Consider the following 24,724-nt stretch of genomic DNA (forward strand, 5'->3'; position numbering starts at 1 on the left):
GCCGGCCCCACGGATCAGTCCAGCGCGTGCCGCTGCCAGAGCTGGTGGACCTGCGCCTCGGCGGCGGCCGGCACCCCGGTGCCCGAGCTGAACACGTAGCCCCAGGCGACCCCGGACGCCTCCGTCTTCAACACCTCCGGCACGATCCGCTCCGCCACCGGCAGCAGCTTGTCCCACGCCACGTCCACGTAGTTCGTCGTCACCGCCGGGTCCCGGTCGTGCGGGCCGGGATAGGGGGCGCGGGTCACCACGGCGTGCCCGACCAGCCCCCGCTGGCGACCCTGCATCAACAGCCAGGCGTCCGCGCCGACCGGGATGTTCACCCGCCGACCCACCGTCCACGACCCGGCCAGGGTGCGCTGCGGGGACACCCCCGGCGTCAGCGCCTCGTAGCTCGGCGTCCACCCGTTCCACCGCTGCGGGTTCCAGCCCAGGATGATCGCGGCCACCCCGTCACCGCCCCGGGGTACGGGCGGGCGTGCCGTCGTACCGCGCCACCAGCCGCTTCGGTGCCGCCCGCCGCCAGCCCTCCACCACCAGCTCCCGGATCTCGTCCGGGTCGGCCGAGGCGAGCTGGGCGCGGACCCAGCCGTACCGGCCGAAGTAGTCCGCCGGGTCGTAGGTCTCCGGGTCGGCCGCCATCAGCTCGGCCTGGTCCTCCTTGGACGCCCGGATGATCGCCACCACGCCGTCGGCGGAGGTACTGGCGAAGATGCGGTCACGCACCCGGAACGTGGGGTGACCCCACGTCTCCTGTTCCACCGCCTCCGGCATCGCGAGAGCGAACTCCCGTACCTGCTCGGGTGTCAGCATTGTCGGTTCCCTCCGGGTCAGCGGGCACGACGCCCGCGGGCGGGGCGCACCGCCCATTAGACGGTCGACGCCGGGTGCCGTCCGGGCGGACGCGCCGGCCGGTGACCGGGAAGGGCCGGACGGCGTCCAGCAGCGTGCCACGGCCCGGCGGTACGGAAAACGGCCACTTGACGCCGCCCGACGGGGCCAATCGCCGCCGTCGGGGATCGGGCCCCGCGGGCGGCGGAGTGGTTCCGGACCGGGCGGCGATGTGGCACTGGCCGCCCCCGACGGCCGGCCATACCTTCAGGCCACCAATCCTGCTCGATACGTTCGGGAGTCAAGCCATGACCGGAATCAACCGCAGGACATTCCTCGGCATCACCGCCGGCCTCGGCGTCGCCGGCCTCACCGGCTGCGGCAGCAGCCTCGGCGCAACCGCCGCCAGCGGCGGTGACAGCAACACCGTCAAGGTGGGCCTCGTCATCCCCCAGGCCGGGGTCTACACCCCGCTGGGCGTGGACATCCAGCGGGGCTGGGACCTCTGGCTGCGCCAGCACGACGGCCGGCTGGGCGGTCGCCGGGTCACCACCGTCGTCGCCGACGAGGGCGAGGGACCGCAGACCGGCGTGCCGGCCGTGCAGAAGCTGCTCCAGAACGACCGGGTCGACGTGCTGGTCGGCATCGTCAGCTCGGCCACCGCGCTCGGCGTCCGGGACCTCGTCACCAGCGCCCGCCGGCTGCTGGTCATCGCCAACGCGGGCGCCGGGGCCATCACCGGCGCCAACCGCAGCCCCTACATCTGGCGTACCTCGTTCACCAACGCCCAGGTCGCCGCCGCGATGGGACGGCACCTGGCCGCGCGCGGCGTACGCCGGGTCTACGCCATCGCCCCCGACTACGTCGCCGGCACCGAGGCGATCAAGGGGTTCAGCGACGCCTACCGGGCCGGCGGGGGCACCATCGTCGGGCAGAGCCAGCCGCCGTTCGGCAAGACCCAGGACTACCAGCCGTTCCTCAGCCGCATCCAGTCCTCCGGGGCCCAGGGCACCTTCTGCTTCTTCGGCGGGGCCGAGTCGGTGGCCTTCGTCAAGCAGTACGCCCAGTTCGGGCTCTCCCGCACCATCCCGCTGTACGCCTCCGGGTTCCTCGTCGAGGGCGGGGTGCTCACCGCACAGGGTGCGGCGGCCGACGGGGTGCTGTCGACGCTGCACTACACCTCCGAACTGGACAACCCCGCCAACACCGCGTTCGGGCAGGCGTTCCGCGCCGCCTACGACGCCGCCCCCACCGTCTACGCGGTGCAGGCGTGGGACGCCGCCGAGGTGCTCTCCCGCGCCGTCGCGCAGGCCGGGGCCGTCGACGGCGACAGCCTCGCCGGGGCGCTCGGCTCGGTCGGCGTCATCACCGACAGCCCGCGCGGCCCGTGGTCGTTCGTGGAGCAGTCGCCCCGGCAGAACTTCTACCTGCGCCGGGTGCAGACCCGGGCCGGCGCACCGGTCAACGGCGTGGTCGAGGACCTCGGTCCGCTCGACCCGCGGGCCTGACCGGGCCAGCGGACGGAGCATCACGATGCCCACCGCGCAGATCGCGCTGACCGCGATGGTGAACGGGCTGGCCATCGGGCTGCTGCTGTTCATCACCGCCGCCGGCCTGTCCCTGATCTTCGGCATGATGGACGTACTGAACCTCGCCCACGGGGCGCTGTTCCTCACCGGCGCCTACCTGGCCTGGTGGATCGGCGGTGAGCAGCAGACCTGGCCGTCGCTGGGCCGGGCGGTCGTCGCCGTCGTCGTGTTCGGGGCCGCCGCCGGTGGCCTGCTGTCCCTGCTGACCGCGCCGCTGTCCCGCCGCTCCCACCTCGAACAGGCGCTGCTCACCCTCGGCATCGCCCTGGTGGCCGCCGACGTGCTGTCCGCGTTGTTCGGCGACGACGTCCGCGCCACCGAACCACCGGCCGGCCTGGCCGGCACCGTGACCGTGGCCGGCTGGAGCTACCCCAGCTACCGGCTCGCCCTGGTCGGGGTCGCCGCCCTGCTCGCCGCCGCCGTGTACTGGACCGTGGAGCGCACCTCGCTGGGCGCGCTGTTCCGCGCCACCGTCGGCGACCGGGACATGGTCGCCGCCGTCGGGGTGGACCCGCGCCTGGTCCGCGGTGGGGTGTTCGTGCTCGGTTCGGTGCTGGCCACCCTCGCCGGGCTGCTCGGCGCACCCATCTACCACGCCCGTCCCGGGCTGGACACCACCATCCTGGTGCTCGCCCTGGTGGTCGTGGTGGTCGGCGGGCTCGGCTCCATCCGGGGGCCGCTGATCGCCGCGCTGCTGTTCGGCCAGGTCGAGTCCGTCGGCCGGGCGGTGCTGCCCGGCCTGGCCTCGTTCCTGCTCTTCGGCACGCTCGCGGCGGTGCTGGTCGTCCGGCCGCGCGGCCTGTTCACCCTCGCCCCGGGAGGACGACGATGACATCCCTGGCCACGACCCACCCGGCCACCCGCCCCCGGCTGCGTCCCGCCGTCCGGAACGCGACCGCCGTGGCCGCCGGCACCCTGCTGCTGGCCGCCGCCCCGCTCTACCTCGCCCCGTACGCGACGACGACGCTGACCCGCATCCTCGTCTTCGGGCTGCTCGCGGCGAGCCTCAACCTGCTGGTCGGCGTCGTCGGACTGCCGTCGCTCGGGCACGCCGCGTTCTTCGGCGTCGGCGCGTACGCGGCGGCCTTCAGCGCCCTGCACGGGACGTCGGGCGTGCCGGCGCTCCTGCTCGGGATGGCTGCCGCCGCCCTGGTGGCGCTGGTCGCCGGGGCGGTCGCCGTCCGGGCTGGTGGGGTCTTCTTCCTGATGCTGACCCTGGCGGTCGGGGAGCTGACCCAGCAGGCGGCCGACAGCTGGGAGTCGGTCACCGGCGGCTCCAACGGCCTGTACGGCGTACCGGCGCCGACGCTGTCCGGACTGGTCCTCGACCAGCCCGCGACGACCTACTGGTACGTGCTGGCCTTCTTCCTCGCCGGACTGCTCGCCCTGCGCCTGGCGGCCACCTCCGCCACCGGGGTGGTGCTGCGGGGCATCCGCGACAGCGAGGACCGGATGCGGGCGCTGGGCTACCGGACCACGCTGGTCAAGCTCGGGGCGTTCGTCTTCGCCGGTGCCGTGGCCGGGCTGGCCGGTGGGCTCCTCGCCGCCCAGCAGCGGCTGGTCACCCCGGCCGACGCCGGCTTCGAGACCTCCGCGCTCGCCCTGCTGGCCGTGGTGATCGGTGGCACCGGCTCCTGGTGGGGGCCCTGCCTCGGCGCGGCCCTGGTCATCGTCGTCCGCGACTCGCTGGGCGCGACCCTCGACGGGCACGGCCCGCTGGCCCTGGGGCTGCTGTTCGTCCTCGTCGTCTACCTGCTGCCCACGGGGATCGCCCGGATCCGGCTGAGGAGGACCGCGCCATGATCGACATACTCCGCTGCCACGACGTGCACCACCGGTACGGCGCGCTGAGCGTCCTGCGGGGGGTACGGCTGACGGTGGCCGCCGGGGAGCGGCACGCGCTCATCGGGCCCAACGGCGCCGGCAAGAGCACCCTGCTCAAGCTGATCGCCGGGGAGGAACGCCCGTCCGGCGGCACCGTCCACTACCGGGGCCGCGACGTCACCCGGGACCCGGTCCACCGGCGGGCCCGCGCGGGCATCGGGCGCAGCTTCCAGCACTCCACCCTGCTGGGGTCGCTGACCGTCGCACAGAACGTGAGCCTGGCGCTGACCGGTGGCCGGGTGCTGGCCCGGCGGACCGACCGGCACCGCCGCGCCGAGGTGGCCGCCGCGCTCGCCTCCGTCGGTCTGGAGGGCCAGGCCGAGGTGCCGGTGGCGGCGCTGTCGTACAGCCAGTGCCGGCGGCTGGAGATCGCGGTGGCGCTCGCGGCGAGGCCGCAACTGCTGCTGCTGGACGAGCCGGCGGCCGGCATGTCCGGCGAGGAACGGGGTGGGCTGGTGGAGCTGCTGCGCGGCGTGCCACCCACCGTGACGATCGTGTTCGTCGAGCACGACCTGGACGTCGTCTTCGACGTCGCGACCCGGGTCAGCGTCCTGCACCTCGGCACCGTGCTGTGCAGCGGCACGCCCGAGCAGGTACGGCGCAGTCCCGAGGTGCAGCAGGCGTACCTCGGCGGCCGGATGGAGGAGGTGCACGGTGAACCTGGTGGTGCGTGAGCTGTCCGCCGGCTACGGGCAGGGGCAGGTGCTGCACGGGCTGGATCTCGACCTGTCCGCCGGGCGGGCGCTGGCCCTGCTGGGCCGCAACGGGGTCGGCAAGACCACCCTCGTGTCCACCCTCGCCGGGCTGCTGCGGCCCACCGGCGGCCGGGTGCTGCTGGACGGGCGGGACGTCACCGGCTGGCGGGCCGACCGGCTCGCCCGCGCCGGGGTGGCGCTGGTGCCGCAGGGGCGGCGGGTGTGGCCGACGCTGACGGTGCACGAGCATCTGGCGCTGGCCACCCGGCACGGCGGCCGGACCTGGCCGACCGGGCGGGTCTACGAGCTGTTCCCCCGCCTGGCGCAGCGGCGACGGCACCTCGCCGGCCAGTTGTCCGGTGGGGAACAGCAGATGCTCGTGATCGGCCGGGCCCTGGCCACCGACCCGCGGCTGGTCCTGATGGACGAGCCGTCCGAGGGGTTGGCGCCGATCGTCGTGGACGAGGTGGCCGAGGCGCTGCGGGCGGTGGTGCGCGACGGGCTGACGCTGCTGCTCGTGGAGCACGACCTGCACCTGGCCCTCGGGGTGACCGAGGAGGCGGCGGTGATGGTCCGGGGTCGGATCGTCCACCGGCGCCCCACCCCCGACCTGCGCGGGGACCTGCCGACGATGCAGCGGTTGCTGGGCGTCGCGGCGTGAGGACACGACCGGGTGCGGCCCCACCGTCGTCGACGGTGGGGCCGCACCCGCGACGGTTTCAGCCGTCCACGGCCAGGTGGCAGCCCACCAGGTGGTCGTCGACCATCCCGGTCGACTGCATCAGGGCGTACGCGCCGACCGGGCCGATGAACCGGAACCCGCGCCGCTTCAGCTCCCGCGCCATCGCCGTCGACTCGGGCGTGCGGGCCGGCACCTCCGACGTGGAGCGGGGCCGGGGCCGGACGGTGTCCGGCGCGTACGACCACAGCAGGGCGTCGAGGCCGCCGTTCAGCGCGACGACGAGCCGGGCGTTGTCGATGGTCGCCTCGATCTTGGCCCGGTTGCGCACGATGCCGTCGGTGGCGAGCAGCCGGTCCACGTCGGCGTCGGTGTAGCCGGCGACCGTCTCCGGGTCGAAGCCGGCGAAGGCCGACCGGAAGGCGTCCCGCTTGTGCAGGATCGTCGACCACGACAGCCCCGCCTGGAACGCCTCCAGGGCAAGGTGTTCGAAGAGCGCGGCGTCACCGTGCACGGGACGCCCCCACTCGTCGTCGTGGTACGCGACGTAGACGGGGGTGCCGGTGCACCAACCGCAGCGCGGCACGCCGTCGGGGCCGGTGCTGATCTGCATGTCGTCTCCTGTCCTGCGGCGGTGGTCAGCCGGTGGGGATGCCGGGACGCTGTGGCAACCGCTGCCACAGCAGCCGCAGCCCGGCGGCGTGCCGGTCGTCGAGCCGCAGGAGGAACGTCTCCTCCAACTCCCGACGCCACTGGTCGAAGGTGGTCAGCTCCCGCCGGTGCACGCCGTCGCCGTCGATGCGGGTCAGCAGCCGGTCGACCAGCGACCACACCACCTCGCCAGGGCCCCGGTTGGTGACGATGAACCGGCGGACGAAGGTGGAGGTCGACGCGGTCGAGAGCAGCTCGTGGGCGGCGACGAAATCCTGCGGCCGGGCCGGCCGGTCCTCCCAGTCCATCACCGTGAACGACCCGCGGGGATCGTGGGTGAACCGCCACCCCCACGCCGCCTCGGCGAAGGCGAAGGTCAGCGGCGGGTGCCGGACCACGCCGGGACGTAACGGCACCGGACCCAGCAGCCCGTCGCCGAGCCCGACGTCGACGAACCAGCGCCGGCCGTCCAGCCGGACGGTCATGGTCAGGTGGTTGGCGAAGTGCACGCCGTCGGGCAGGGCGGGCGCCTTCTTCACCTGGCCCCGGTGCAGGGTCACGTCGAACCCCAACGCGGCCAGCAGGGCGGCGAACGCGCCGTTGAGGTGGAAGCAGTAGCCGGCGTCGCCGTCGGCCAGCCGCGCGGCGTTGCCGGCCGGGTCGACGTCGGTGGGCAGCCCCACCTGGATGTCGAGATTGTGGTACGGAACCCGCCGGACGTGACGCTCGTGCAACCGGACCAGCGTCGCCAGGTTCACCCTGGGCCGGCCGGGCTCGTCCAGGCGGGCGAGGTAGCGGCGGACCACCTCGTCACCGATCCTGGGCACAGACGGCTCCTGCATGTCGGGACGTTCACTTTCTGTGCGGAAAACGCCGGGGCGGTGCCATCGGTGGAGATGGCACCGCCCCGGCCGGTCGTCAGCGGGTCTGCGGGCCACTCGTGCGGCTGCGCTTGAGCTCGTAGAAGCCGGGTGTCTGGGCGACCAGCAGGAAGCCGTCCCAGAGCCGGGCGGCGTCCTCGCCCTTCGGGGCGGGGGTGACCACCGGGCCGAACAGCGCCACCGGGTCGCCGCCGGGCACGTGCACGTGGATCGTCGGGGTGCCGACGTCCAGCCCGACCGGCTGCATCCCCGCCTGGTGGCTCTTGCGCACCGCGTCGTCGAGCCCGGCGTCGTCCGCCGCGTCGGCCAGCTCACCGGGCAGCCCGCACTCGGTGAGCGCCGCCTTGTACAGGGCCGGCCCGTACGACTGGCCCTTGACGTGCCGGCGGGTGCCCATGGCGTCGTAGAGCGACCGGACGGCGTCCGGCCCGTGCTGCTGTTCGGCCGCCATCAGCACCCGCACCGGCCGCCGCCACGGTCCGATGTTGCGCTGGTAGAACGCGTCGATGTCGGCACGTCCCTCGTTGAGGGCGGACAGGCTCATGATCTTGAACCGTACGTCGATCGGGCGCTGCCGCTCGGCGTCGAGCAGCCACCGGGACGTCAGCCACGCCCACGGGCAGACCGGGTCGACGAACATGTCCACCAGGATTCGGTTCACTTCGGGCACCGTCGTACATCCTTCGGTTGATTCATCGGAAAGCCGGACCCACCAGGCCGGCACTGAGGGTCGCCCCGTCGGCGGGGTCGATGAGCAGCAGCGACCCGGTGCCCCGGATGAGGCGGTACGGGTCCGCGGCGATCGGCTCGTCGAGGTCCAGCACCACGGTCGCGATGTCGTTGACCACCAGCGGGTCGGAGTTCGGGGTGTGCTCCAGGGTGGCCAGGTCGAGGCGGTCGACGATCGAGGCCACGGTCGCCTCGACCACCCGGGTCTGGTGCTGGACCAGGACCCGGGTGCCCTCGCCGAGCCGACGCTCGGCGACGTGGCACAGCGTCGCGGTGACCTGCCGGCTCGTCGTCGGGATCCGGTCCGCCGCGACGATCATGTCGCCGCGGCCCACCTCGCCCGCCCCGTCGAGCTTCACACTGATCGACATGCCGGCACGGGCGTTCTCGATCGGCGTGCCGAGCCGCCCGATGGCGGTGACCACCGCCGGCCGGCCGGCGGGCGTGACCAGGACCTGCTGCCCCAGCCGGAGTTGACCGGCGACGAGCTGACCGGCGAGCGACCCGTCGGGCAGGACGTACTGCACCGGCAGCCGGGCCGGCAGAGCGGTCAGGTCCTCGTCGAGGTCCACCCGCTCCAGGTGCTGCAGGAAGGTCGGCCCGGTGTACCAGGGCATCTCGGTCGAGGGGTCGACGACGTTGTCGCCGCGCAGCGCCGACAACGGGATGGACCGCACGTCGGGGACGCCGAGCGAACCCGCCAGCCGGCGGAACTCGTCGTCGATCTCGGCGAACCGGTCCTCGGCGAAGCCGACCAGGTCCATCTTGTTGACCGCCAGCACCACGTGCGGGGTGCGCAGCAGCGCGGCCACCGCGGTGTGCCGCCGGGTCTGGGTCACCACGCCGTGCCGGGCGTCGACCAGGATCACGGCCAGGTGCGCGGTGGACGCCCCGGTGACCATGTTCCGGGTGTACTGCACGTGCCCGGGGGTGTCGGCCAGGATGAACCGGCGGTTGCCGGTGGCGAAGTAGCGGTAGGCGACGTCGATGGTGATGCCCTGCTCGCGTTCGGCCCGCAGCCCGTCGGTCAGCAGGGCGAGGTCGGCCTGGCCGTAGCCACGGGCCCGGCTGGCGGACTCGACCGCCTCCAACTGGTCGGCCAGCACCGACTTGGAGTCGTAGAGCAGCCGGCCCACCAGGGTGGACTTTCCGTCGTCGACGCTGCCTGCGGTGGCGAGCCGCAGCAGCTCGCCGTCGCGCGTGGTGTCGAGGCTGAGTGTGGTCACTAGAAGTACCCCTCCCGCTTGCGGTCCTCCATGGCGGTGTCGGACATCCGGTCGTCGGCCCGGCTCGAACCGCGCTCGGTGATCCGGGACAGACTGATCTCGGCGATCACCTCGTCGATGGTCGCGGCCCCGGACTCCAGGGCGCCCGTGCAGGACATGTCACCGACGGTGCGGTACCGCACGGTGCGTTCCTGCACCTGCTCGTCGCGGCGCGGACCGCCCCACTCCCCCGGCGCCAGCCACATCCCGTTGCGCAGGAAGACCTGACGCTGGTGGGAGAAGTAGATGGCCGGCAGGGGGATCTCCTCCCGGGCGATGTAGTGCCACACGTCGAGCTCGGTCCAGTTCGACAGCGGGAAGACCCGCACGTGCCCGCCCGGATCGTGCCGGCCGTTGTACAGGTTCCACAGCTCGGGGCGCTGCTGGCGGGGATCCCACTGCCCGAACTCGTCGCGCAGCGAGAACACCCGCTCCTTGGCCCGTGCCTTCTCCTCGTCGCGCCGCCCGCCGCCGAACACGGCGTCGAAGCGGTGCTGGGTGATGGCGTCGAGCAGCGGGACGGTCTGCAACGGGTTGCGGCTGCCGTCGGGCCGTTCGGTGAGCCGGCCGTCGTCGATGTAGTCCTGCACGTGCGCCACCCGCAGCGTGAGCTGGTGCTCCGCCACGACCTTGTCGCGGTACTCGATCACCTCGGGGAAGTTGTGCCCGGTGTCGACGTGCAGCACGGGGAAGGGCAGCTGGCCCGGCAGGAACGCCTTGCGGGCCAGGTGGAGCATGACGGCGGAGTCCTTACCGCCGCTGAACAGCAGGACGGGACGCTCCAGCGTGCCCGCCACCTCCCGGATGATGTGCACCGCCTCGGCCTCTAGCACGTCGAGGTAGGACATCCGCAGGTCGGATGAGGTTTCGGATGCGGTCGAAGTGAACGCCATGGCGTTGTCTCCCCACAGGTGTCGGCCGGTCGGGCCGGTCAGGTCGGAGAGCCCGGCCGCACGTACCCGGCGGTACGCAGCTCGGGCGGGTAGACGATCGGCACGGTGGAGATGTCCTGGTCGATCTCCTGGTACTGCTGCAGCACCACGGGGGGCGGGCTGTGGTGCCAGTGGGTCTCGCCGCGGGTGAAGCTGACCGGGCCGCGCCAGGTGTCGAAGGTGCCCTTCTCCAGCGCGTCGATCAGTTCCGCCCGGCCGACCCGGTCCGCCTGCCGCAGGGCCTGCGCGATGATCGTGATGTCGGTGAAGGCGTTGAGGGCGGTGTCCGGCGGCATCGTGCCGTACGTGTCGCGGTAGCGGTCCACGAACCACCTGCCGATCGGGGTCAGCCCCGGCCAGTTCGGGCTGAACTGGGTCGCCGGCCACACCAGGTGCAGGCCGTGCGCGCCGAGCGCCTTCCAGTAGTCGGGCGCCCGCAGCGGCCACTGGAACGGGGCCAGCATGGGCACCTGCGGCAGCAGCCCGATCTCGGCCGCCTGCTGGACGATGAGGTGGTTGGTGCGTACCACCCCGACGTTGATCACCACGTCCGGCCCCCACTGCTGGATGTCGCGCAGCTGGGGACGCAGGTCCGTCGTCGACTCCTGGTCGAACTCCACGGAGTACAGCTCCATGGGCTCCTCGGCCGCCTTCAGCTCGGCGGTGAGCAGCGCGGCGGCGCTGCGCCCGAAGACCGTGTCGGCGTGGATCAGGCCGACCCGCCGGAAGCCCTGGTCGGCGGCGAACCGGATCAGCACCGGGGCGCGTTCGGCCATCGAGGTGAACGTGCGGAAGACCGCCCGGCGCTTCTGTGCGGTGACCCCGGGGTGGGCGTTCTCGATGAACAGCGGCACCCCGATCCGGTCGGCGAGGTCGGCGACCTCCTCGGTGTAGCGCAGGTGCCAGGGCCCCAGCACGGCCAGCGCCCGGTCGACGATCGCGACCTTCGCCAGCGCGCCCACCGCCGAGCGGGGCATCGTGCCGCCGTCGAGGGTGACGGTCTCCTGGTCGTCGCGGACGACGAAGTCGAACTGGAGGCCGTCGCGGATGCCGCCGTGGTCGCGGACGTACTCCGCGCCGATCAGGGCCCCGCGTGCGGTCAGTGTGCCGGCGGTCGGGTCGCCGGGCAGGGACAGCGGGGTCACGATGCCGACGGTGACCGTGGGCGCGCCGTCCACCGTACGGGCGAAGGCGCGGACCTGCCCGGTGACCGTCTCCAGCGCCGTGGGTTCCGACGTGGTGCTCACGCCCGTCCTCCGATCTGGTACTTCGTCAGGTACGCGGAGAAGCGCTCGTCCAGCTCGTCGGCGTCCAGGCCGTAGTCCTCGGCCCGGTAGACGTGCTTGCCGAGCTTGTCCTTGCGGTTCGCGGCGAGGTAGTCGCGGAACGCCTTCTCGACCTCGCCGTCCCAGCGGGCACCGAGGAAGTCGCAGATCTCGGCCATCACCGCGATCGGGTCGGCCATCAGGCGCTGGTAGTCGACGTCGAGCACGGGAGTGTCGGTGAGGTGTTCCTGCTCGGCCCGCGCGTACAGGTCGAGCATCTGGGCGAAGCGCTCGGTCCAGAGCCTACCCAGCGCGAGGCGGTCCACCCGGTCGGCGCGCGCGAGTCGAATGATCTCGGTGAGGCTGCAGGTGGAGGGGATGGTGACGCTCGGGGCGCGGTGCATGTAGATCAGCCGGGCGTCCGGGTAGGTGCGGGCGAGCGCGTCGGCCCGCCACAGGTGGAACGGGTCCTTGAGGACCAGCGTGTCGGTGGGCACCCGCCAGACGATGTGCTGCATCAGGTAGCGGTGGTAGTCGTAGGCGTCGTACTGGTCCTGGGTCCGGAGCCACTCGCCGTAGCTGGGCACCGTGTAGCGCAGCTCGTACGCCATCGTCTTGAACGTCGGGGCGGTCAGCCGGTGGTCCTCGTCGGGGCGGTGCGGCTCCCACAGGTGCACCGGCTTCAGCGCCGGCGCGACGGTGTAGTAGTCGACGCAGAAGTTCTCCGCGGCCTGCACGAGCGCCTGCCGGGTCGCCTCGTCGCGGTCGTCGGTCGCCGGGGCCATCAGCTCCCACAGGTCGGGCGAGCGCAGGTCCGGGTGCTGGCCGAGCAGGTTGTGCATCAGCGTGGTGCCGCTGCGGGTCATGCCCGTGATGAACACCGGCTGGTTGATCTCGACCGAGGCGATCTCCGGGTTCTTCACCCGGGCCCGGTGCGCGGCGGCCTGGGTGGCGAGCGCGGCGACCAGGGCGCCCCGGACCGACCGGCGGCCGGCCTCGTTCAGGCCCCCCTCGGTGTCCAACGCCCGCAGCAGCCGGTCGAGGGCGTCGAGGTGCGCGAACTCGAAGTCCGGAACTCCCGCCCTGGCTCGGGCGGCCTCGACGAACTCGTCCACCCGGTAGGTGTCCTGAGTGGGTTCGATGACGGCGGTCACGGCGTACTCCCCTCTGTCTGGCTGGAAACGCGGCGGCTCGGGCTGCCGGTCCGTGCGGTCGGTGCCCCCGCCCCCACCGGGCCGGACGTGCCGACGGACGGTGACGAATGTGAACAGCGATCACGGTAGGTAGCGACGATAGGCACCCGGCCACTGTCGGTACAGGGCCACATCAGTGGTCCGCACGGGACCAAAGCCGGCGGGCGACAAGTGGCCCGGAGTACGGCGTCAACGTGGCTCTGGAGCGGGGCCGGACGGCGGCCCTATGGTCGGCCCAGCCAATCGGCGACCACCACGGATCGGAGAAGAAGATGCCGCCGGCGACTCGGGCCGTCCCCCTGCTGCTGTGGGAGACGGGGGTCCGCGAAGGAATCGAGGACGGTCGGTACCGCCCCGTGGTGGCCGACTCCTGGCTCCTGACCGACGGCCGGGCCCGGGCGTACCGGCTGCACTGGCAGCGCTTCGCCGCGGCCGTGCGACGGTTCGGGGTCTCGGCGCACCGGGTGGCGTCCTTCGGGACGTCGGTCACCACGGCGCTGCCCCGTTCCGGGGTGTGGTTCCCCCGCATCGAACTGCACCTGGTTCCCACCCAGCGGCTGGCCCTGCGACTGCGGCCCGCCCCGCCCCGGGTCGGCCAGGCACGCGGCTGGCTGTGGCCGCATCCGGACCCCCGGCGGCTGCCCCACCTCAAGGGGCCGGACTTCGAGGAGCTGGAGAAGATCAGAGCCGCCGCCCACGACGCGGACGCCGACGAGGCCCTGCTCTGCGACGAGCACGGCCTGGTCCGCGAGGGGGCGTTCAGCACCATCTACTGGTGGTCGTCGGGCGTCCTGCACACCCCACCGGAGGACGGGCGGATCCTGCCCGGTGTCACCCGGCGGCTGCTGCTCGACCGCTGCGCCGAGCTGGGGATGCCGGTACGCCACCGGCTGCCCAGCGTGGCGGAGCTGCTCGACAGCGAGGTGTGGATCACCAGTGCCCTGCACGGAATACGGGTCCTGACCCGGATCAACGGAGAGCCGACCGCCCCCGTCGACGCGCGGCGGTTGCACGACTGGCGCGCCCATCTCGACGCGCTGACCGAACCCCTGCCCGACCCCGAGGCCATCTGGCCGCACCGAAGCACCGAGGAGGCACCATGAAGCTCAGGTCACTACAGCGTTATCTGGCATCGGTCCCGCGTATGCACTTCGGGCGGTCGCACCGGGGGCTGCGGGCCCGGCTGGAGCTGCTGGCCACCCGTCAGCTCGGCGCGGGTGACTTCCTGTGGCACGCCCTGGAGCGGGGCCAGGACCACGACGCCCCGCTGTTCCACCACCTGCCGCCCGGCGGCGGCCCCGACGACCTGGTCGTCTACAGCCTGGCGACGCTGCGCGACCAGACCGAGCGGTACGCCAGGTGGTACCACAACGCCGGGGTCACCCACGGCGACCGGGTGGGGGTCTTCACCCGCAACGGCATGGCGAGCTTCGTGCACTTCCTGGCGCTCAACAGCCTCGGCGCGATCCCCGCCGTGATCAACCCGAACATGGTGCCCGACACCGCCGCCAAGTACCTCTCCCGGCTCGACGCGGTCGGCGTGGTGGTCGACGCGGACAAGCTCGGCCCGCTGCTCAACGGGATGGCCGACGCGCGTCCGTTCCGGTTCACCGCCTCGCAGGAGGCGATGCACGCCGCGCCGCCGGCCGGCCCGCTGCCCGGGGTCTACCCGTACCGGCACGGCGACCGCGATCCGGTGCTCATCTCGCACTCCTCGGGCACCACCGGCATGCCGAAGGCCGCCACGTTCGGCCACCGCCAGTTCTTCGCCGGCAAGCGCCCCCGGATCATGACGCTGCCGTCGGGCCCGGACGACAAGATGCTGCTGGCCTTCCCGGCCTCGCACTCGTCGGGCTACAGCTACATGATGATGGCCACCCTGATCGGCCTGCCCACCCTGGTCATGGAGTCCCAGGACGGGGCGACGGTGGCCGAGGCGATGCGGTGGTGGAAGCCCAGCGTGGTGACCGGCTTCCCGATCACCTTCACCGAGATGCTCGCGCTCGGCCTGGAGCCGTCCGCCGCGTCGAACGTGACGACCTGGATCAGCACGGCGGACGCCTCGCACGAGGCCCACGTCCGGGAGCTGGTCCGGCTCGGCCGGCACCGGGAGAACGGCAGCTGGCGGCCGGGGTCGCACTACCTCGACGGGTTGGGCGCCTCGGAGATGGGCATGGCCCTGTTCCTCAACATCCACGGCCCCAAGACCAACGCCTACAACCGTTGTGTCGGCTACCCGGAGCCGATCGTCGAGGACGCGGTGGTCTTCGACGAGGACGGTCGGGAGCTGGGCCCCAACCAGGTCGGCTACCTGGCGGTGCACACCCCGACGGTGACCCTGGGCTACTGGGGCAACCACGAGCTGACGCACAAGTCGATCCGCAACGGCTACTGGCTCACCGGCGACATCGGCTACAAGGACGACAAGGGCCGGTTCTACCACTACGACCGGACCACGGACGTGATCACGACGCGGCGCGGCCCGGTCTACAGCCTCACCCTCGAGGAGGAGATCTTCAAGGCGTGCCGGGCGGTGGTGGACTGCGCCGTCGTCGGGGTGGTCGACCCGGTCGAGCCGACCTCGTTCGCCCCGATCGCCGCCCTGCGCCTGATCGACGGGTCGGACCTCACCGCCGAGGAGCTGCTGACCCGGATCAACCGGGCGCTGCGGGCGGCGGGCAAGCACGAGCTGGCCGCGACGGTCATCTCCAAGGGGGACACCAAGATCCCGCTGGGGGTCACCGGCAAGGTGCTCAAGCGTGAGGTGCGCGCGCAGTTCGCCCAGCTCCTGCTGACCGACGAGGACGGCGGGCTGGACGTGGCGCGGACCCGCACCGAGCAGTCGATCCTGCGGGAGCTGAGCGCCTCGGTCGAGACGCCGCAGGAGGAGCGGGCCACCTCGGCGGCCTGACCGGCACCCGGGGCGGGCGGTGGGAACCGCCCGCCCCGCGGCCGTGCTCAGCGGGCGGTGACGAAGTCCCGCAGGGCGGCGCCGATCTCGTCCGGCGAGTCCTCCTGCACGTAGTGGCTGCCGGTGACGGTGACCTCGCGCTGGTTGGGGAAGGTCCGGGCGAACGCCAGGGCCCGGCCGGTCAGCAACGCCCCCGGCTCGGCGACCACCAGCAGCTTCGGCACCGGCGAGGCGGCCAGCCAGCGGCCGTACTCCTCGACGACGGCGGTCACGTCCGCCGGTTCGCCCTCGATGGGCAGGTCCCGGGGGAAGGCGAGGGTGGGTCGCCGGGAGTCGGGGTCACCGAACGGCCGGCGGTAGCGGTCCAGCTCCGCCGCCGACAGCGGGCGCACCACACTGCGGGGCAGCACCACCTCGACGAAGAAGTTCTCCTCGAGCACCAGGCGTTCCCCCTCGGGTGAGCGCATGGCGCGGAAGAGCTGGTCACGGCCGGCCTCGAAGTCGCTCCACCGGCGGGGTTGGACGATCGCCTCCGTGTAGGCGACGGCGCGGACCCGTTCGGGGTGCCGGGCCGCCCAGTGGAACCCCAGCGCCGAACCCCAGTCGTGCAGCACCAGCGTGACCGGCTGGTCGCCCACCACGGCGTCGAACCAGGCGTCGAGGTAGCGCACCTGGTCGGTGAAGCGGTAGCCGCCGTCGGGCGCCGGACCGGAGTCGCCCATGCCGACCAGGTCGGGGGCGAGGCAGCGGCCCAGGTCGCGCACCGCCGGGATGACGTTGCGCCACAGGTACGAGGACGTGGGGTTGCCGTGCAGGAACACGATCGGGTCGCCGGCACCCACGTCGACGTACGACAGGTGGGTCCCGCACAGGTCGATGCGCCGGCGCGGGTGCGGGTCGGCCGCGGAGACGGAAACCGCGGCGGGTGTGGAACTCGTTGTCACTGGTGGACCTCCTCGGCACAGTGATAGCAAGGGGTCCGGGCAATTCCGTGGCATCGTCGTGACGGCGTGTCCCGTCGTTGGCGGTCGTTTCGCGCTCAGCGGGGCGGTGCCATTCATGAATTGTTCGCGAGAATTCAAACAATGACATGGCGAATACTTTTCGGCTCCACTGTGCGCAGGTGGGGCCGCTTCGTCGTCGGGTGGGCCACCGGTGGAAATGGCACCGGCGCGGGGCCGGACATGGGCCTGTCCCCCGGTGCCGTTCGTTTCGTACGTTTCTCTCGACGTACACGTGGGAGCTCCGTCGGTGGAGATCCTGACCGGCTATTCGCACGAGAGGGAGCAGCAGATGCAGGGACTGATCCAGGTGGCCGGGGTCATCGACCAGGACGAGGCCGACCTGATCTGCGCGGAGGGCGCCGACTGGCTGGGGTTCGCCCTGCGGCTGCCGGCGAAGAACGAGGACCTGTCCGAGGCCGACGCCGCGGCCATCGTCGCGGCGATCCAGCCCCGGCACCGGGGCGTACTGATCACCTACCTGACCGAGGCCGACGAGATCCGGCAGTTCTGCGCCGAACTCGGTGTCACCGCCGTGCAGCTGCACGGCGACGTCGAGCCCGCCCAGTTGGAGAAGCTGCGCCGGATCGACCCCGACCTCTACGTCCTCAAGAGCCTGGTGGTCAAGGAGGACAACGTCGACGAGCTGACCAAGATCGTCGAGGAGAGCGCCGAGTGGGTCGACATGTACATCACCGACAGCTTCAACCCCGCCACCGGGGCCAAGGGCGCGACCGGCCTGACCCACGACTGGTCGGTCAGCGCCGAGCTGGTCCGGATCGCACCCCGGCCGCTGATGCTCGCCGGTGGCCTGAACCCCGACAACGTGGCGGCGGCCATCGCGGCGGTACGCCCGGCCGCCGTCGACGCGCACACCGGCCTGGAGGGCCCCGACCGCCGCAAGGACCGGGCCAAGGTGCGCCGGTTCGTCACCGCCGCCCGCCAGGCGTTCGCCGACCTCGCCGGACAGGACTGAGAGCAATGACAGACACCGCCATCGACCCCACCGCCATCGACCCCACCGTGACCGACCCCGCCGTGGCCGACCGGCTGCACCTGCTGCCGCAGACCAACCGGCTGCGCTCGCTGCACACGGTCATCCGGGACCGCGACGCCTCCCGGGCCGACTTCGTGCAGACCTCCGCCCAGATCTTCCGGCAGCTCCTCGACACCGCCCTGGACCTGCTCCCGGTCGTCCCCGCGCCGGTGCGCACCCCGGTCGGGCAGACCTACCACGGGCTGCGCCCGGCCGCGCCGGTCTGCGGGGTGTCCATCGCCCGCGCCGGCGAGAGCATGGAGTCCGAGCTGCGGGCCATGCTGCCGCAGACGCGGATCGGCAAGATCCTGATCCAGCGGGACCGGACGACGAAGCTGCCGCACCTGCACTACGCGGCCCTGCCGCCGGACATCGCCACGTCCCAGGTGCTGCTGCTGGACCCGATGCTCGCCACCGGCGGCACCGCGCTGGCCGCCCTCGGGCTGCTGCGCGAGTACGGGGTGTTCGAGGAGGACGTCGTGTTCGTCAGCCTGCTCTCCTCGCCGGAGGGCATCAGCGCGGTCCACGCCCGCTACCCGCGGGTCCGGATCGTCACCTCCGCCATCGAGGAACGCCTCAACGCCGACGCCTACATGGTGCCCGGCATCGGCGACTTCGGCGACCGCTACTTCGGAACGGACCAGCCCCGATGAGGCGCGGCGGAATCGGCGACGTCGGGCTCACCGCGCTGGCCCCGGCGATCTGGGGCAGCACGTACCTGGTCACCACCGAACTGCTGCCCCCGGGCCGGCCCTACCTGGCCGCCCTGGCCCGCGCCCTGCCCGCCGGGCTCGCCCTGATGGCGATCGGGCGGGTGCTGCCGCGCGGCGGGTGGATCTGGCGGGCGCTGGTGCTCGGCACCCTCAACATCGGCCTGTTCTTCGTGCTGCTCTTCGTCGCCGCCTACCGGTTGCCCGGCGGCGTCGCGGCGCTGATCATGTCGTTCCAGCCGATGCTGGTGCTGATCCTCGCCGCGCTGCTGCTGCGCGACCGCATCCGGCCGCTGCACGTCGTGGCGTGCCTGCTCGGGGCGACCGGGGTCGCGCTGCTCGTGCTGCGCCCGACCGCCGCGCTCGACCCGCTCGGCGTCGTCGCGGCCCTGGCCGGCGCGGCCAGCATGGCCAGCGGGATCGTGCTGACCAAACGCTGGGCCCGACCGCCCGGGGTGGGGGTGTTGCAGTTCACCGGCTGGCAGCTCACCGCCGGCGGGCTCGTCCTGCTCCCCACCACCCTGCTGATGGAGGGGCTGCCCGACCACCTCACCGGCCCCAACCTCGCCGGACTGGCCTACCTGGGGATCGTCGGATCGCTGTTCGGCTACGCGGTCTGGTTCCGTGGCCTGGAACGGCTGCCCGCCCTGGCCGCGTCGTTCCTCAGCCTGGTCAGCCCGATCGTCGCCAGCCTGCTGGGCTTCGCCTTCCTCGACCAACGGCTCAGCCTGACCCAGCTCGTCGGCGGCCTGGTCATCGTCGCCGCAGTCGCCCTCGCCCAACGCAGGTCGTCCCCGCCGGCACCGCCACCCGCCGCTGAGCCGGTGGCGTCACCCGCGCTGACCAGCCGGTGAGGCGTCACCCACCACAGGGGGAAGCATGCGCACCACGCCCGCCACCACCGACACCCACGACCCGGGCGAAGACGCCCACCACCCACCCGCCGCCACCCTGCCGGACCTGCTCGACGAGCAGGTCCGGGCGGACCCCGACGCGGTCGCCGTCCGGCACGGACCGGACGGCGTCACCCGCCGGGAACTGGCCCGCCGGGCCCGGGCCCTCGCCGCCCAGCTCCGCGAGCGCGGCGCCGGCCGCGACGACCGGGTCGGCCTGTTCGCCGAACCGTCCGCCGGGCTCGTCGTCGGCGCCTGGGGCATCCTGTACGCCTCGGCGGCCTACCTGCCGCTGGCCCCGGACTACCCCGACGAGCGGCTGCGCTACATGGCCGCCGACGCCCGGATCCGCCTCGTCGTCGCCCAGGACGACCTCGTCGAACGGTTGACCGACCTGGTCCCGCCGGACACCGCCGTCGTGCCGCTGAGCGCCTGGCACGACACGTCCCCGCCCGACGTGCCCGACCACCGGCCGCGCCCCCGCGACCTGGCCTACGTCATCTACACCTCCGGCAGCACCGGGCGGCCCAAGGGGGTGATGATCGAGCACCGCAGCATCGTCAGCCAACTGCGCTGGCTGCGGGACACCTACCGGCTCGACGAGGCGGTCGTCCTGCAGAAGACCCCGATGAGCTTCGACGCCGCGCAGTGGGAGATCCTCGCCCCGGCCTGCGGTGGCACCGTCGTCGCCGGCACCCCCGGCCTGCACCGCGACCCCGAGGCGATCATCGCGAGCATCCGCCGCCACGGCGTGACCGCCCTGCAGTGCGTGCCGACCCTGCTGCGGGCGCTCGTCGACACCGAACGCCTCGGCACCTGCACCAGTTTGCGGCAGGTCTTCACCGGCGGCGAGGCGCTGTCCACCACGCTGGCCGCCGACGTGCTCAAGGCGCACCCCGCCACGCTGGTCAACCTCTACGGCCCCACCGAGTGCACGATCAACTCCTCGGCGTTCACCGTCGACCCGGCCGGGCTCGACCCCACCGGGCAGTCCGTGTCGATCGGCCGGCCCGTCACCGGCCTGCGCTACGTCATCGTCGACGCCGACGACGCCCCGGTCACCGGGGACGCCGTCGGGGAACTGCTCATCGGCGGCATCCAGCTCGCCCGGGGCTACCTGCACCGGCCGGCGTTGACCGCGCAACGGTTCGTGCCCGACCCGGCCACCGGGGAACGGCTCTACCGCACCGGCGACCTGGCCGCCTGGCAGGCCGACGGCACCGTACGGTTCGTCGGCCGGGTCGACAACCAGGTGAAGCTGCGCGGGTTCCGGGTCGAACTCGACGAGGTGCGTCTCGCCGTGGAGGCCCACCAGTGGGTCCGGCACGCGGGGGTGCTGGTCCGGGACGATCCGCGTACCGGGCATCCGCACCTGCTCGCCGTCGTCGAACTCAACCCGCGCGAGGCGGCGCTGATGGACCAGGGCCGGCAGGGGGCCCACCACCGGTCGAAGGAGAGCCGGCTCCAGGTCCGGGCGCAGTTGTCGCACGTCGGGGTGCGTACCCCGGAGGAGTTGGCCGGGCGGTCGGTGCTCGCGCTGCCCGGGGCCGAACCCACCGCGGAGCAGGTGCGGCGGGTGTTCGCCCGCAAGACGTACCGGTTCTACGAGGGCCCGCCGGTCACCCGCGCCGACCTGCTGGCGCTGCTGCGCCCGGCCCGGCCCGGCCCGGTGCCGCCGCGCCCGCTCGGGCAGCTCGACCTGGCCACCTTCGGGGAGATCGTCCGCTACCTCGGGCAGTTCGTCAGCGACGAGCGGCTGCTGCCCAAGTACGGCTACGCCTCACCCGGGGCGCTCAACGCCACCCAGGTCTACCTGGAGCTGCACCAGCTCTGGGGGCAGCCGTCCGGCTACTACTACCACCACCCGCTCACCCACGAGCTGGTCCTGATCAGCCCCGCCCCGCCCCGGCCCGAACCGACCGTCCGGTTGCACCTCGTGGGCCGGCGACGGGCCATCGAACCGGTCTACCAGAACAACATCCGCGAGGTCCTGGAGATCGAGACCGGCCACCTGGTCGGCCTGCTGGAACAGGTCCTGCCCGGGTACGGGCTGGGCATCACCGCCACCGACCACGCGCCGCAGACCATCCGGCACCTCGACTGCGCCGCCGAGGACCTCTACCTGGGCAGCTTCGCGGTGACGCCGTACGCCCCGCCGCCCGGCGACGAGATCGACCTGTACGTCCAGGTCCACCCGGACCGGGGCGTCGACCTGCCCGCCGGGCAGTACCGCTACCACGGCGGCGAGCTGGTCCGCCTCGACGACGCCCTGGTGCAGCGTCAGCACGTCATCGCCATCAACCAGCAGGTGTACGACCGGGCCGCGATCGGCATCAGCATGATCAGCACGTCGTCGACCCGGTGGCGGCGCTACGTCGACCTGGGACGCGTCCTGCAACGGCTGTCCATGAACGACCTCGGCTTCGGCTTCATGTCCTCCGGCTACAGCTCCGACAGCGGCCACGACCTGCCGTCGGCCCACCGCATCCGGGGCATCCTGCGCCGGCACGGGCTGCCCGACGGGCCGTCGTACTTCGCCGTCGGTGGGCGGGTCAGCGCCGCCCAGGTGGCCGGCCGGGGGATGAAGGAGGACGTCGTCCACATGAAGGGCCCGGCGGAGCTGATCCGCGACGACCTGGCCGGCCGGCTCCCGGACTACATGCTGCCCAACAAGGTGGTGATCCTCGACCGGATGCCGTTGACCGCCAACGGCAAGACCGACCTCACCGCGCTCGCCGCCCGGGTCGCCGACGACCCCGGCCCGCAACGGCCGTTCGTGGCGCCCAGCACCGACCTGGAACGCCGCATCGCCCGGCTGTGGGCCGAGGCGGTCCGCCAGGACGACGTCTCCGTCCACGACGACTTCTTCGCCTGCGGCGGCAACTCGCTGATCGCCGTCGCCCTGATCAACCGGCTCAACCGGGTGTTCGGCGCGGCGCTGCCGATGCAGGTCATCTTCGACAACCCGACGGTCGCGCAGCTCGCCCGGCGGGTTGTCGAACGCGACCAGGTGAGCAGGTCCCGGCTGGTGCCGTTGGCGCGGGGCCGCCAGGGACGTTCCGTCTACTGCTGGCCGGGGCTGGGTGGCTACCCGATGAACCTGCGGCTGCTCGCCGGCACCGTCGGACGCCCCTTCCACGGCGTGCAGGCGTACGGCGTGAACCCGGGTGAGGAGCCCTACCGGACGATCGCCCGGATGGCGGCCGAGGACGTCCGGGCGATCCGGGAGCGGCAGCCCCGGGGCCCCTACACGCTGTGGGGTTACTCGTTCGGCACCCGGGTCGCCGTCGAGGCGGCGTACCAGTTGGAGCAGGCCGGCGAGCAGGTGGACCAGCTCGTCCTGATCGCCCCCGGGTCACCCCGGGTCCGGGTGCCGGTGCCCCCCGGCACGCCCGACACGGCGGACTTCGCCAACCCGACGTACCTGGCGGTGCTGTGCTCCGTGTTCGCCGGCACGGTCACCGGTCCGGTGATCGAGGAGTGCCTCGCCACCGTCGGGGACGAGGAGGGCTTCACCGCGTTCGTCAGGCGGCACTTCCCCGCCCTGGACCTGCCGCTGGTCCGCCGGATCACCGGGGTCGTCGCCCGGACGTACGGGCTGCGGCACACCGAGGCCGAACTCGCCAGGCGGCCGGTGCGGGCCCCGGTGACGGTGCTGCGTACCCGGGGCGACCAGGAGTCCTTCCTCGACAGCCCCGTCGTCCGCCGCACCCTCTCCCCCGTCGTCGTCGACCTGGCCGCCGACCACTACGGGGTGTTGCGTGAACCGGGGGTCCACCAGGTGGTCGCGGCGCTGCCCGCCCGCTCCCGCCGTCGCCCGGTCCGCCCGCACGTGAGCATCACCCACCTGCCGATCGCGCTCACCGACGAGCAGCACAACCGGCTGGTGAACGCCGTCACCCGCGCCATGACCCGGGCCTTCGGCTGCGACGAGGACGCCGTGTCCATCGCGCTGGAGGCGGTCCTGGAGGAGTGAGCCGGTCCCGGCCCGCACCGTCCCGAACCCACCCCGCACCCGTCCTGCCCGAAACCGGTCCCGACGCACCGGACCGGACCGACCGAGGAGCCAGCATGACACGCAAGGTCCACTCCACCGTCGAGGTGCGGTTGAGTGAGGAGGTCGCCGACGCCCTGGCCGAGGGGCGGGCCGTGGTGGCGTTGGAGTCCAACGTGATCACCCACGGCCTGCGGTACCCGGACAACGCCGCCACCGCCCACCGGGTGGAGGACGCGGTCCGGGAGGGCGGTGCGGTGCCGGCGACGGTCGCCGTCGACGACGGGGTGATCCGGGTCGGCATGACCGCGGCGGACATCGAACGGTTCGCCTCCACCCCGGGCATCCCCAAGGTCAGTGCCCGGGACCTGCCGGTGGCGCTCGCCCGGGGTGGCATGGGCGCGCTCACCGTGGCTAGTTCGCTGATCGCCGCCGACCTGGCCGGCATCGCGTTCTTCGCCTCCGCCGGCATCGGCGGGGTGCACCGGGGTGCCGAGACGAGCATGGACATCTCCTCGGACCTCATCCAGTTCACCCGTTCCCGGGTGGCCGTGGTGTGCGCCGGGGCCAAGAAGATCCTCGACCTCGGGCTGACCATGGAGTACCTGGAGACCCACTCGGTGCCGGTGGTCTCCTACCGCTCCGCCGACTTCCCGGCGTTCTACTGCGTCTCCAGCGGCATCCCCAGCCCCTGCCGGGTCGACGACCCGACGGTCGTCGCCCGCGCGGTGGAGAACCACTGGGCCCTGGGCAACCACAGTGCCTTCCTGATCACCACCCCGGTCGACGCCGCAGAGGCCGTCGACGACGCCGAGGTCGACCGCGCCATCGAGGAGGCGATGGTGGCCGCCCGGCGGGACGGGGTACGCGGCAACGCCATCACCAAGTACCTGATGCGCGCCGTCGACGCGGCCACCCAGGGCCGGTCCTCCCGGGCCAACATGGCCGTGCTGATCAGCACCGCCCGGACCGGGGGCCACCTCGCCGCCGCCCACGCCCGCCACCTGGCCGAGGGCGGAAACCCCGCCGCCGACGCCCCGGCCGCCGCCGGGGTGGCGCACGCCCTGCCCGGTCTGCGGGGGTGACCGCCGTGTTGCGTTGGCTGACCGCGGGTGAATCGCATGGTCCGGCTCTGGTGGCGTTGTTGGAGGGGGTGCCGGCCGGGGTGGCGGTGACTTCTGCTGATATCGCGGGTGAGTTGGCGCGTCGTCGGTTGGGGTATGGCCGGGGTGCGCGGATGGCGTTCGAGCAGGACGAGGTCGAGGTTGTCGGTGGTCTGCGGCACGGTGTCACCCTGGGTAGTCCGGTGGCGATCCGGGTGGGGAATTCGGAGTGGCCGAAGTGGCGGACGGTGATGGCCGCCGATCCGGTCGATGCGGACGAGTTGGCGAGTCAGGCGCGGAACGCCCCGCTGACCCGTCCCCGGCCTGGCCACGCCGACCTGGCCGGCATGCAGAAGTACGGTCACACCGACGCCCGGCCGATCCTGGAGCGGGCCAGCGCCCGGGAGACCGCTGCCCGGGTGGCCGTGGGCACCGTGGCGAAGGCCCTGGTGAAGCAGGCCCTCGGTGTGGAGATCGTGTCG

General features: G+C 72.8%; 23 protein-coding genes. 13 read left to right on the plus strand and 10 right to left on the minus strand.

Features of this window, described 5'->3' with window-relative positions:
- Positions 1-14: 14 nt before the first annotated feature.
- Positions 15-449, minus strand: a complete 435-nt coding sequence (locus B5D80_RS29545) for a hypothetical protein (protein ID WP_088647213.1) — start codon at positions 447-449, stop codon at positions 15-17.
- 4 nt (positions 450-453) lie between these two features.
- Positions 454-813 carry an MmcQ/YjbR family DNA-binding protein gene (locus B5D80_RS29550; RefSeq protein WP_211291698.1) on the minus strand — a complete coding sequence of 120 codons (360 nt, stop codon included), beginning with the start codon at positions 811-813 and terminating at the stop codon, positions 454-456.
- Between the two features lie 326 nt (positions 814-1,139).
- On the opposite strand from B5D80_RS29550, the gene B5D80_RS29555 reads away from it, so the two are divergent.
- The 5 genes from B5D80_RS29555 to B5D80_RS29575 are packed head-to-tail and all read left to right on the plus strand — an operon-like array spanning position 1,140 to position 5,660.
- Complete coding sequence (locus B5D80_RS29555; RefSeq protein WP_158224264.1) at positions 1,140-2,339, plus strand: ABC transporter substrate-binding protein; 1,200 nt, start codon at positions 1,140-1,142, stop codon at positions 2,337-2,339.
- A 25-nt stretch (positions 2,340-2,364) separates the two neighbouring features.
- Entirely contained in the window at positions 2,365-3,252 is an 888-nt protein-coding gene (locus B5D80_RS29560) for a branched-chain amino acid ABC transporter permease (protein WP_088647215.1), read from the plus strand.
- Positions 3,249-4,223, plus strand: a complete 975-nt coding sequence (locus B5D80_RS29565; protein ID WP_088647216.1) for a branched-chain amino acid ABC transporter permease — start codon at positions 3,249-3,251, stop codon at positions 4,221-4,223. Before B5D80_RS29560 ends, B5D80_RS29565 begins: the two co-directional genes overlap by 4 nt.
- Positions 4,220-4,978 (plus strand): ABC transporter ATP-binding protein, encoded by a 759-nt coding sequence (locus tag B5D80_RS29570; RefSeq protein WP_088647217.1) that lies wholly within the window; start codon positions 4,220-4,222, stop codon positions 4,976-4,978. The genes B5D80_RS29565 and B5D80_RS29570 overlap by 4 nt, the downstream gene beginning before the upstream one ends.
- Positions 4,959-5,660, plus strand: coding sequence for an ABC transporter ATP-binding protein (locus B5D80_RS29575; protein WP_088647218.1), 702 nt, complete (start codon positions 4,959-4,961; stop codon positions 5,658-5,660). Before B5D80_RS29570 ends, B5D80_RS29575 begins: the two co-directional genes overlap by 20 nt.
- 58 nt (positions 5,661-5,718) lie before the next feature.
- Here B5D80_RS29575 and B5D80_RS29580 read toward each other — a convergent pair whose 3' ends face one another.
- The 7 genes from B5D80_RS29580 to B5D80_RS29610 form a co-directional block, all read right to left on the minus strand.
- Positions 5,719-6,291: a DNA-3-methyladenine glycosylase I gene (locus tag B5D80_RS29580; protein ID WP_088647219.1), complete on the minus strand. Its 573-nt coding sequence runs from the start codon at positions 6,289-6,291 to the stop codon at positions 5,719-5,721.
- A 25-nt stretch (positions 6,292-6,316) separates the two neighbouring features.
- Positions 6,317-7,171, minus strand: a complete 855-nt coding sequence (locus tag B5D80_RS29585; RefSeq protein ID WP_088647220.1) for an arylamine N-acetyltransferase family protein — start codon at positions 7,169-7,171, stop codon at positions 6,317-6,319.
- Positions 7,172-7,247: 76 nt separating this feature from the next.
- Positions 7,248-7,850: a mycothiol-dependent nitroreductase Rv2466c family protein gene (locus B5D80_RS29590; RefSeq protein ID WP_088647232.1), complete on the minus strand. Its 603-nt coding sequence runs from the start codon at positions 7,848-7,850 to the stop codon at positions 7,248-7,250.
- A gap of 52 nt (positions 7,851-7,902) precedes the next feature.
- A complete protein-coding gene (locus B5D80_RS29595; protein ID WP_088647221.1) occupies positions 7,903-9,165 on the minus strand; it encodes a sulfate adenylyltransferase subunit 1 in 1,263 nt (420 codons plus the stop codon).
- Positions 9,165-10,097 (minus strand): sulfate adenylyltransferase subunit CysD, encoded by a 933-nt coding sequence (gene cysD / locus B5D80_RS29600; protein WP_088647222.1) that lies wholly within the window; start codon positions 10,095-10,097, stop codon positions 9,165-9,167. The genes B5D80_RS29595 and cysD overlap by 1 nt, the downstream gene beginning before the upstream one ends.
- Before the next feature lie 38 nt (positions 10,098-10,135).
- Positions 10,136-11,383, minus strand: a complete 1,248-nt coding sequence (locus B5D80_RS29605; RefSeq protein ID WP_158224265.1) for an ABC transporter substrate-binding protein — start codon at positions 11,381-11,383, stop codon at positions 10,136-10,138.
- Positions 11,380-12,555 carry a sulfotransferase family protein gene (locus tag B5D80_RS29610; RefSeq protein WP_088647224.1) on the minus strand — a complete coding sequence of 392 codons (1,176 nt, stop codon included), beginning with the start codon at positions 12,553-12,555 and terminating at the stop codon, positions 11,380-11,382. The genes B5D80_RS29605 and B5D80_RS29610 overlap by 4 nt, the downstream gene beginning before the upstream one ends.
- A gap of 311 nt (positions 12,556-12,866) precedes the next feature.
- On the opposite strand from B5D80_RS29610, the gene B5D80_RS29615 reads away from it, so the two are divergent.
- Complete coding sequence (locus B5D80_RS29615; RefSeq protein ID WP_088647225.1) at positions 12,867-13,697, plus strand: aminotransferase class IV; 831 nt, start codon at positions 12,867-12,869, stop codon at positions 13,695-13,697.
- Positions 13,694-15,505, plus strand: coding sequence for a class I adenylate-forming enzyme family protein (locus B5D80_RS29620; RefSeq protein WP_088647226.1), 1,812 nt, complete (start codon positions 13,694-13,696; stop codon positions 15,503-15,505). Before B5D80_RS29615 ends, B5D80_RS29620 begins: the two co-directional genes overlap by 4 nt.
- A gap of 47 nt (positions 15,506-15,552) precedes the next feature.
- On the opposite strand, the gene B5D80_RS29625 is transcribed toward B5D80_RS29620, so the two are convergent.
- Positions 15,553-16,449 (minus strand): haloalkane dehalogenase, encoded by an 897-nt coding sequence (locus B5D80_RS29625; protein ID WP_245855057.1) that lies wholly within the window; start codon positions 16,447-16,449, stop codon positions 15,553-15,555.
- A 349-nt stretch (positions 16,450-16,798) separates the two neighbouring features.
- Here B5D80_RS29625 and B5D80_RS29630 point away from each other — a divergent pair, with 349 nt between their 5' ends.
- The 6 genes from B5D80_RS29630 to B5D80_RS29655 all read left to right on the plus strand — a co-directional run.
- On the plus strand, positions 16,799-17,482 hold the full coding sequence (locus tag B5D80_RS29630; protein ID WP_088647233.1) for a phosphoribosylanthranilate isomerase: 684 nt from the start codon (positions 16,799-16,801) through the stop codon (positions 17,480-17,482).
- 5 nt (positions 17,483-17,487) lie between these two features.
- The gene (gene upp, locus B5D80_RS29635; protein WP_211291699.1) at positions 17,488-18,195 is read left to right on the plus strand and encodes a uracil phosphoribosyltransferase; all 708 of its coding nucleotides are present in this window, start codon (positions 17,488-17,490) and stop codon (positions 18,193-18,195) included.
- Positions 18,192-19,106 (plus strand): EamA family transporter, encoded by a 915-nt coding sequence (locus B5D80_RS29640; protein WP_088647228.1) that lies wholly within the window; start codon positions 18,192-18,194, stop codon positions 19,104-19,106. Before upp ends, B5D80_RS29640 begins: the two co-directional genes overlap by 4 nt.
- A gap of 25 nt (positions 19,107-19,131) precedes the next feature.
- The gene (locus B5D80_RS29645) at positions 19,132-23,121 is read left to right on the plus strand and encodes an amino acid adenylation domain-containing protein (RefSeq protein WP_088647229.1); all 3,990 of its coding nucleotides are present in this window, start codon (positions 19,132-19,134) and stop codon (positions 23,119-23,121) included.
- Between the two features lie 95 nt (positions 23,122-23,216).
- Positions 23,217-24,224 carry a pseudouridine-5'-phosphate glycosidase gene (locus tag B5D80_RS29650; protein ID WP_088647230.1) on the plus strand — a complete coding sequence of 336 codons (1,008 nt, stop codon included), beginning with the start codon at positions 23,217-23,219 and terminating at the stop codon, positions 24,222-24,224.
- Between the two features lie 5 nt (positions 24,225-24,229).
- The coding region (locus B5D80_RS29655; RefSeq protein ID WP_144081802.1) for a chorismate synthase at positions 24,230-24,724 on the plus strand (495 nt) is incomplete at its 3' end.

The sequence above is a fragment of the Micromonospora wenchangensis genome, from assembly GCF_002210435.1.
Taxonomy (GTDB): Bacteria; Actinomycetota; Actinomycetes; order Mycobacteriales; family Micromonosporaceae; genus Micromonospora; species Micromonospora wenchangensis.

Bases quoted from the DNA above. Each gene is read 5' to 3' on its own strand.
- B5D80_RS29550 (WP_211291698.1), bottom strand. From the start codon at position 813: ATGCTGACACCCGAGCAGGTACGGGAGTTCGCTCTCGCGATGCCGGAG.
- B5D80_RS29555 (WP_158224264.1), top strand. From the start codon at position 1,140: ATGACCGGAATCAACCGCAGGACATTCCTCGGCATCACCGCCGGCCTC.
- B5D80_RS29560 (WP_088647215.1), top strand. From the start codon at position 2,365: ATGCCCACCGCGCAGATCGCGCTGACCGCGATGGTGAACGGGCTGGCC.
- B5D80_RS29565 (WP_088647216.1), top strand. From the start codon at position 3,249: ATGACATCCCTGGCCACGACCCACCCGGCCACCCGCCCCCGGCTGCGT.
- B5D80_RS29570 (WP_088647217.1), top strand. From the start codon at position 4,220: ATGATCGACATACTCCGCTGCCACGACGTGCACCACCGGTACGGCGCG.
- B5D80_RS29580 (WP_088647219.1), bottom strand. From the start codon at position 6,291: ATGCAGATCAGCACCGGCCCCGACGGCGTGCCGCGCTGCGGTTGGTGC.
- B5D80_RS29585 (WP_088647220.1), bottom strand. From the start codon at position 7,171: ATGCAGGAGCCGTCTGTGCCCAGGATCGGTGACGAGGTGGTCCGCCGC.
- B5D80_RS29590 (WP_088647232.1), bottom strand. From the start codon at position 7,850: ATGTTCGTCGACCCGGTCTGCCCGTGGGCGTGGCTGACGTCCCGGTGG.
- cysD (WP_088647222.1), bottom strand. From the start codon at position 10,097: ATGGCGTTCACTTCGACCGCATCCGAAACCTCATCCGACCTGCGGATG.
- B5D80_RS29615 (WP_088647225.1), top strand. From the start codon at position 12,867: ATGCCGCCGGCGACTCGGGCCGTCCCCCTGCTGCTGTGGGAGACGGGG.
- B5D80_RS29620 (WP_088647226.1), top strand. From the start codon at position 13,694: ATGAAGCTCAGGTCACTACAGCGTTATCTGGCATCGGTCCCGCGTATG.
- B5D80_RS29630 (WP_088647233.1), top strand. From the start codon at position 16,799: ATGCAGGGACTGATCCAGGTGGCCGGGGTCATCGACCAGGACGAGGCC.
- upp (WP_211291699.1), top strand. From the start codon at position 17,488: ATGACAGACACCGCCATCGACCCCACCGCCATCGACCCCACCGTGACC.
- B5D80_RS29640 (WP_088647228.1), top strand. From the start codon at position 18,192: ATGAGGCGCGGCGGAATCGGCGACGTCGGGCTCACCGCGCTGGCCCCG.
- B5D80_RS29645 (WP_088647229.1), top strand. From the start codon at position 19,132: ATGCGCACCACGCCCGCCACCACCGACACCCACGACCCGGGCGAAGAC.
- B5D80_RS29650 (WP_088647230.1), top strand. From the start codon at position 23,217: ATGACACGCAAGGTCCACTCCACCGTCGAGGTGCGGTTGAGTGAGGAG.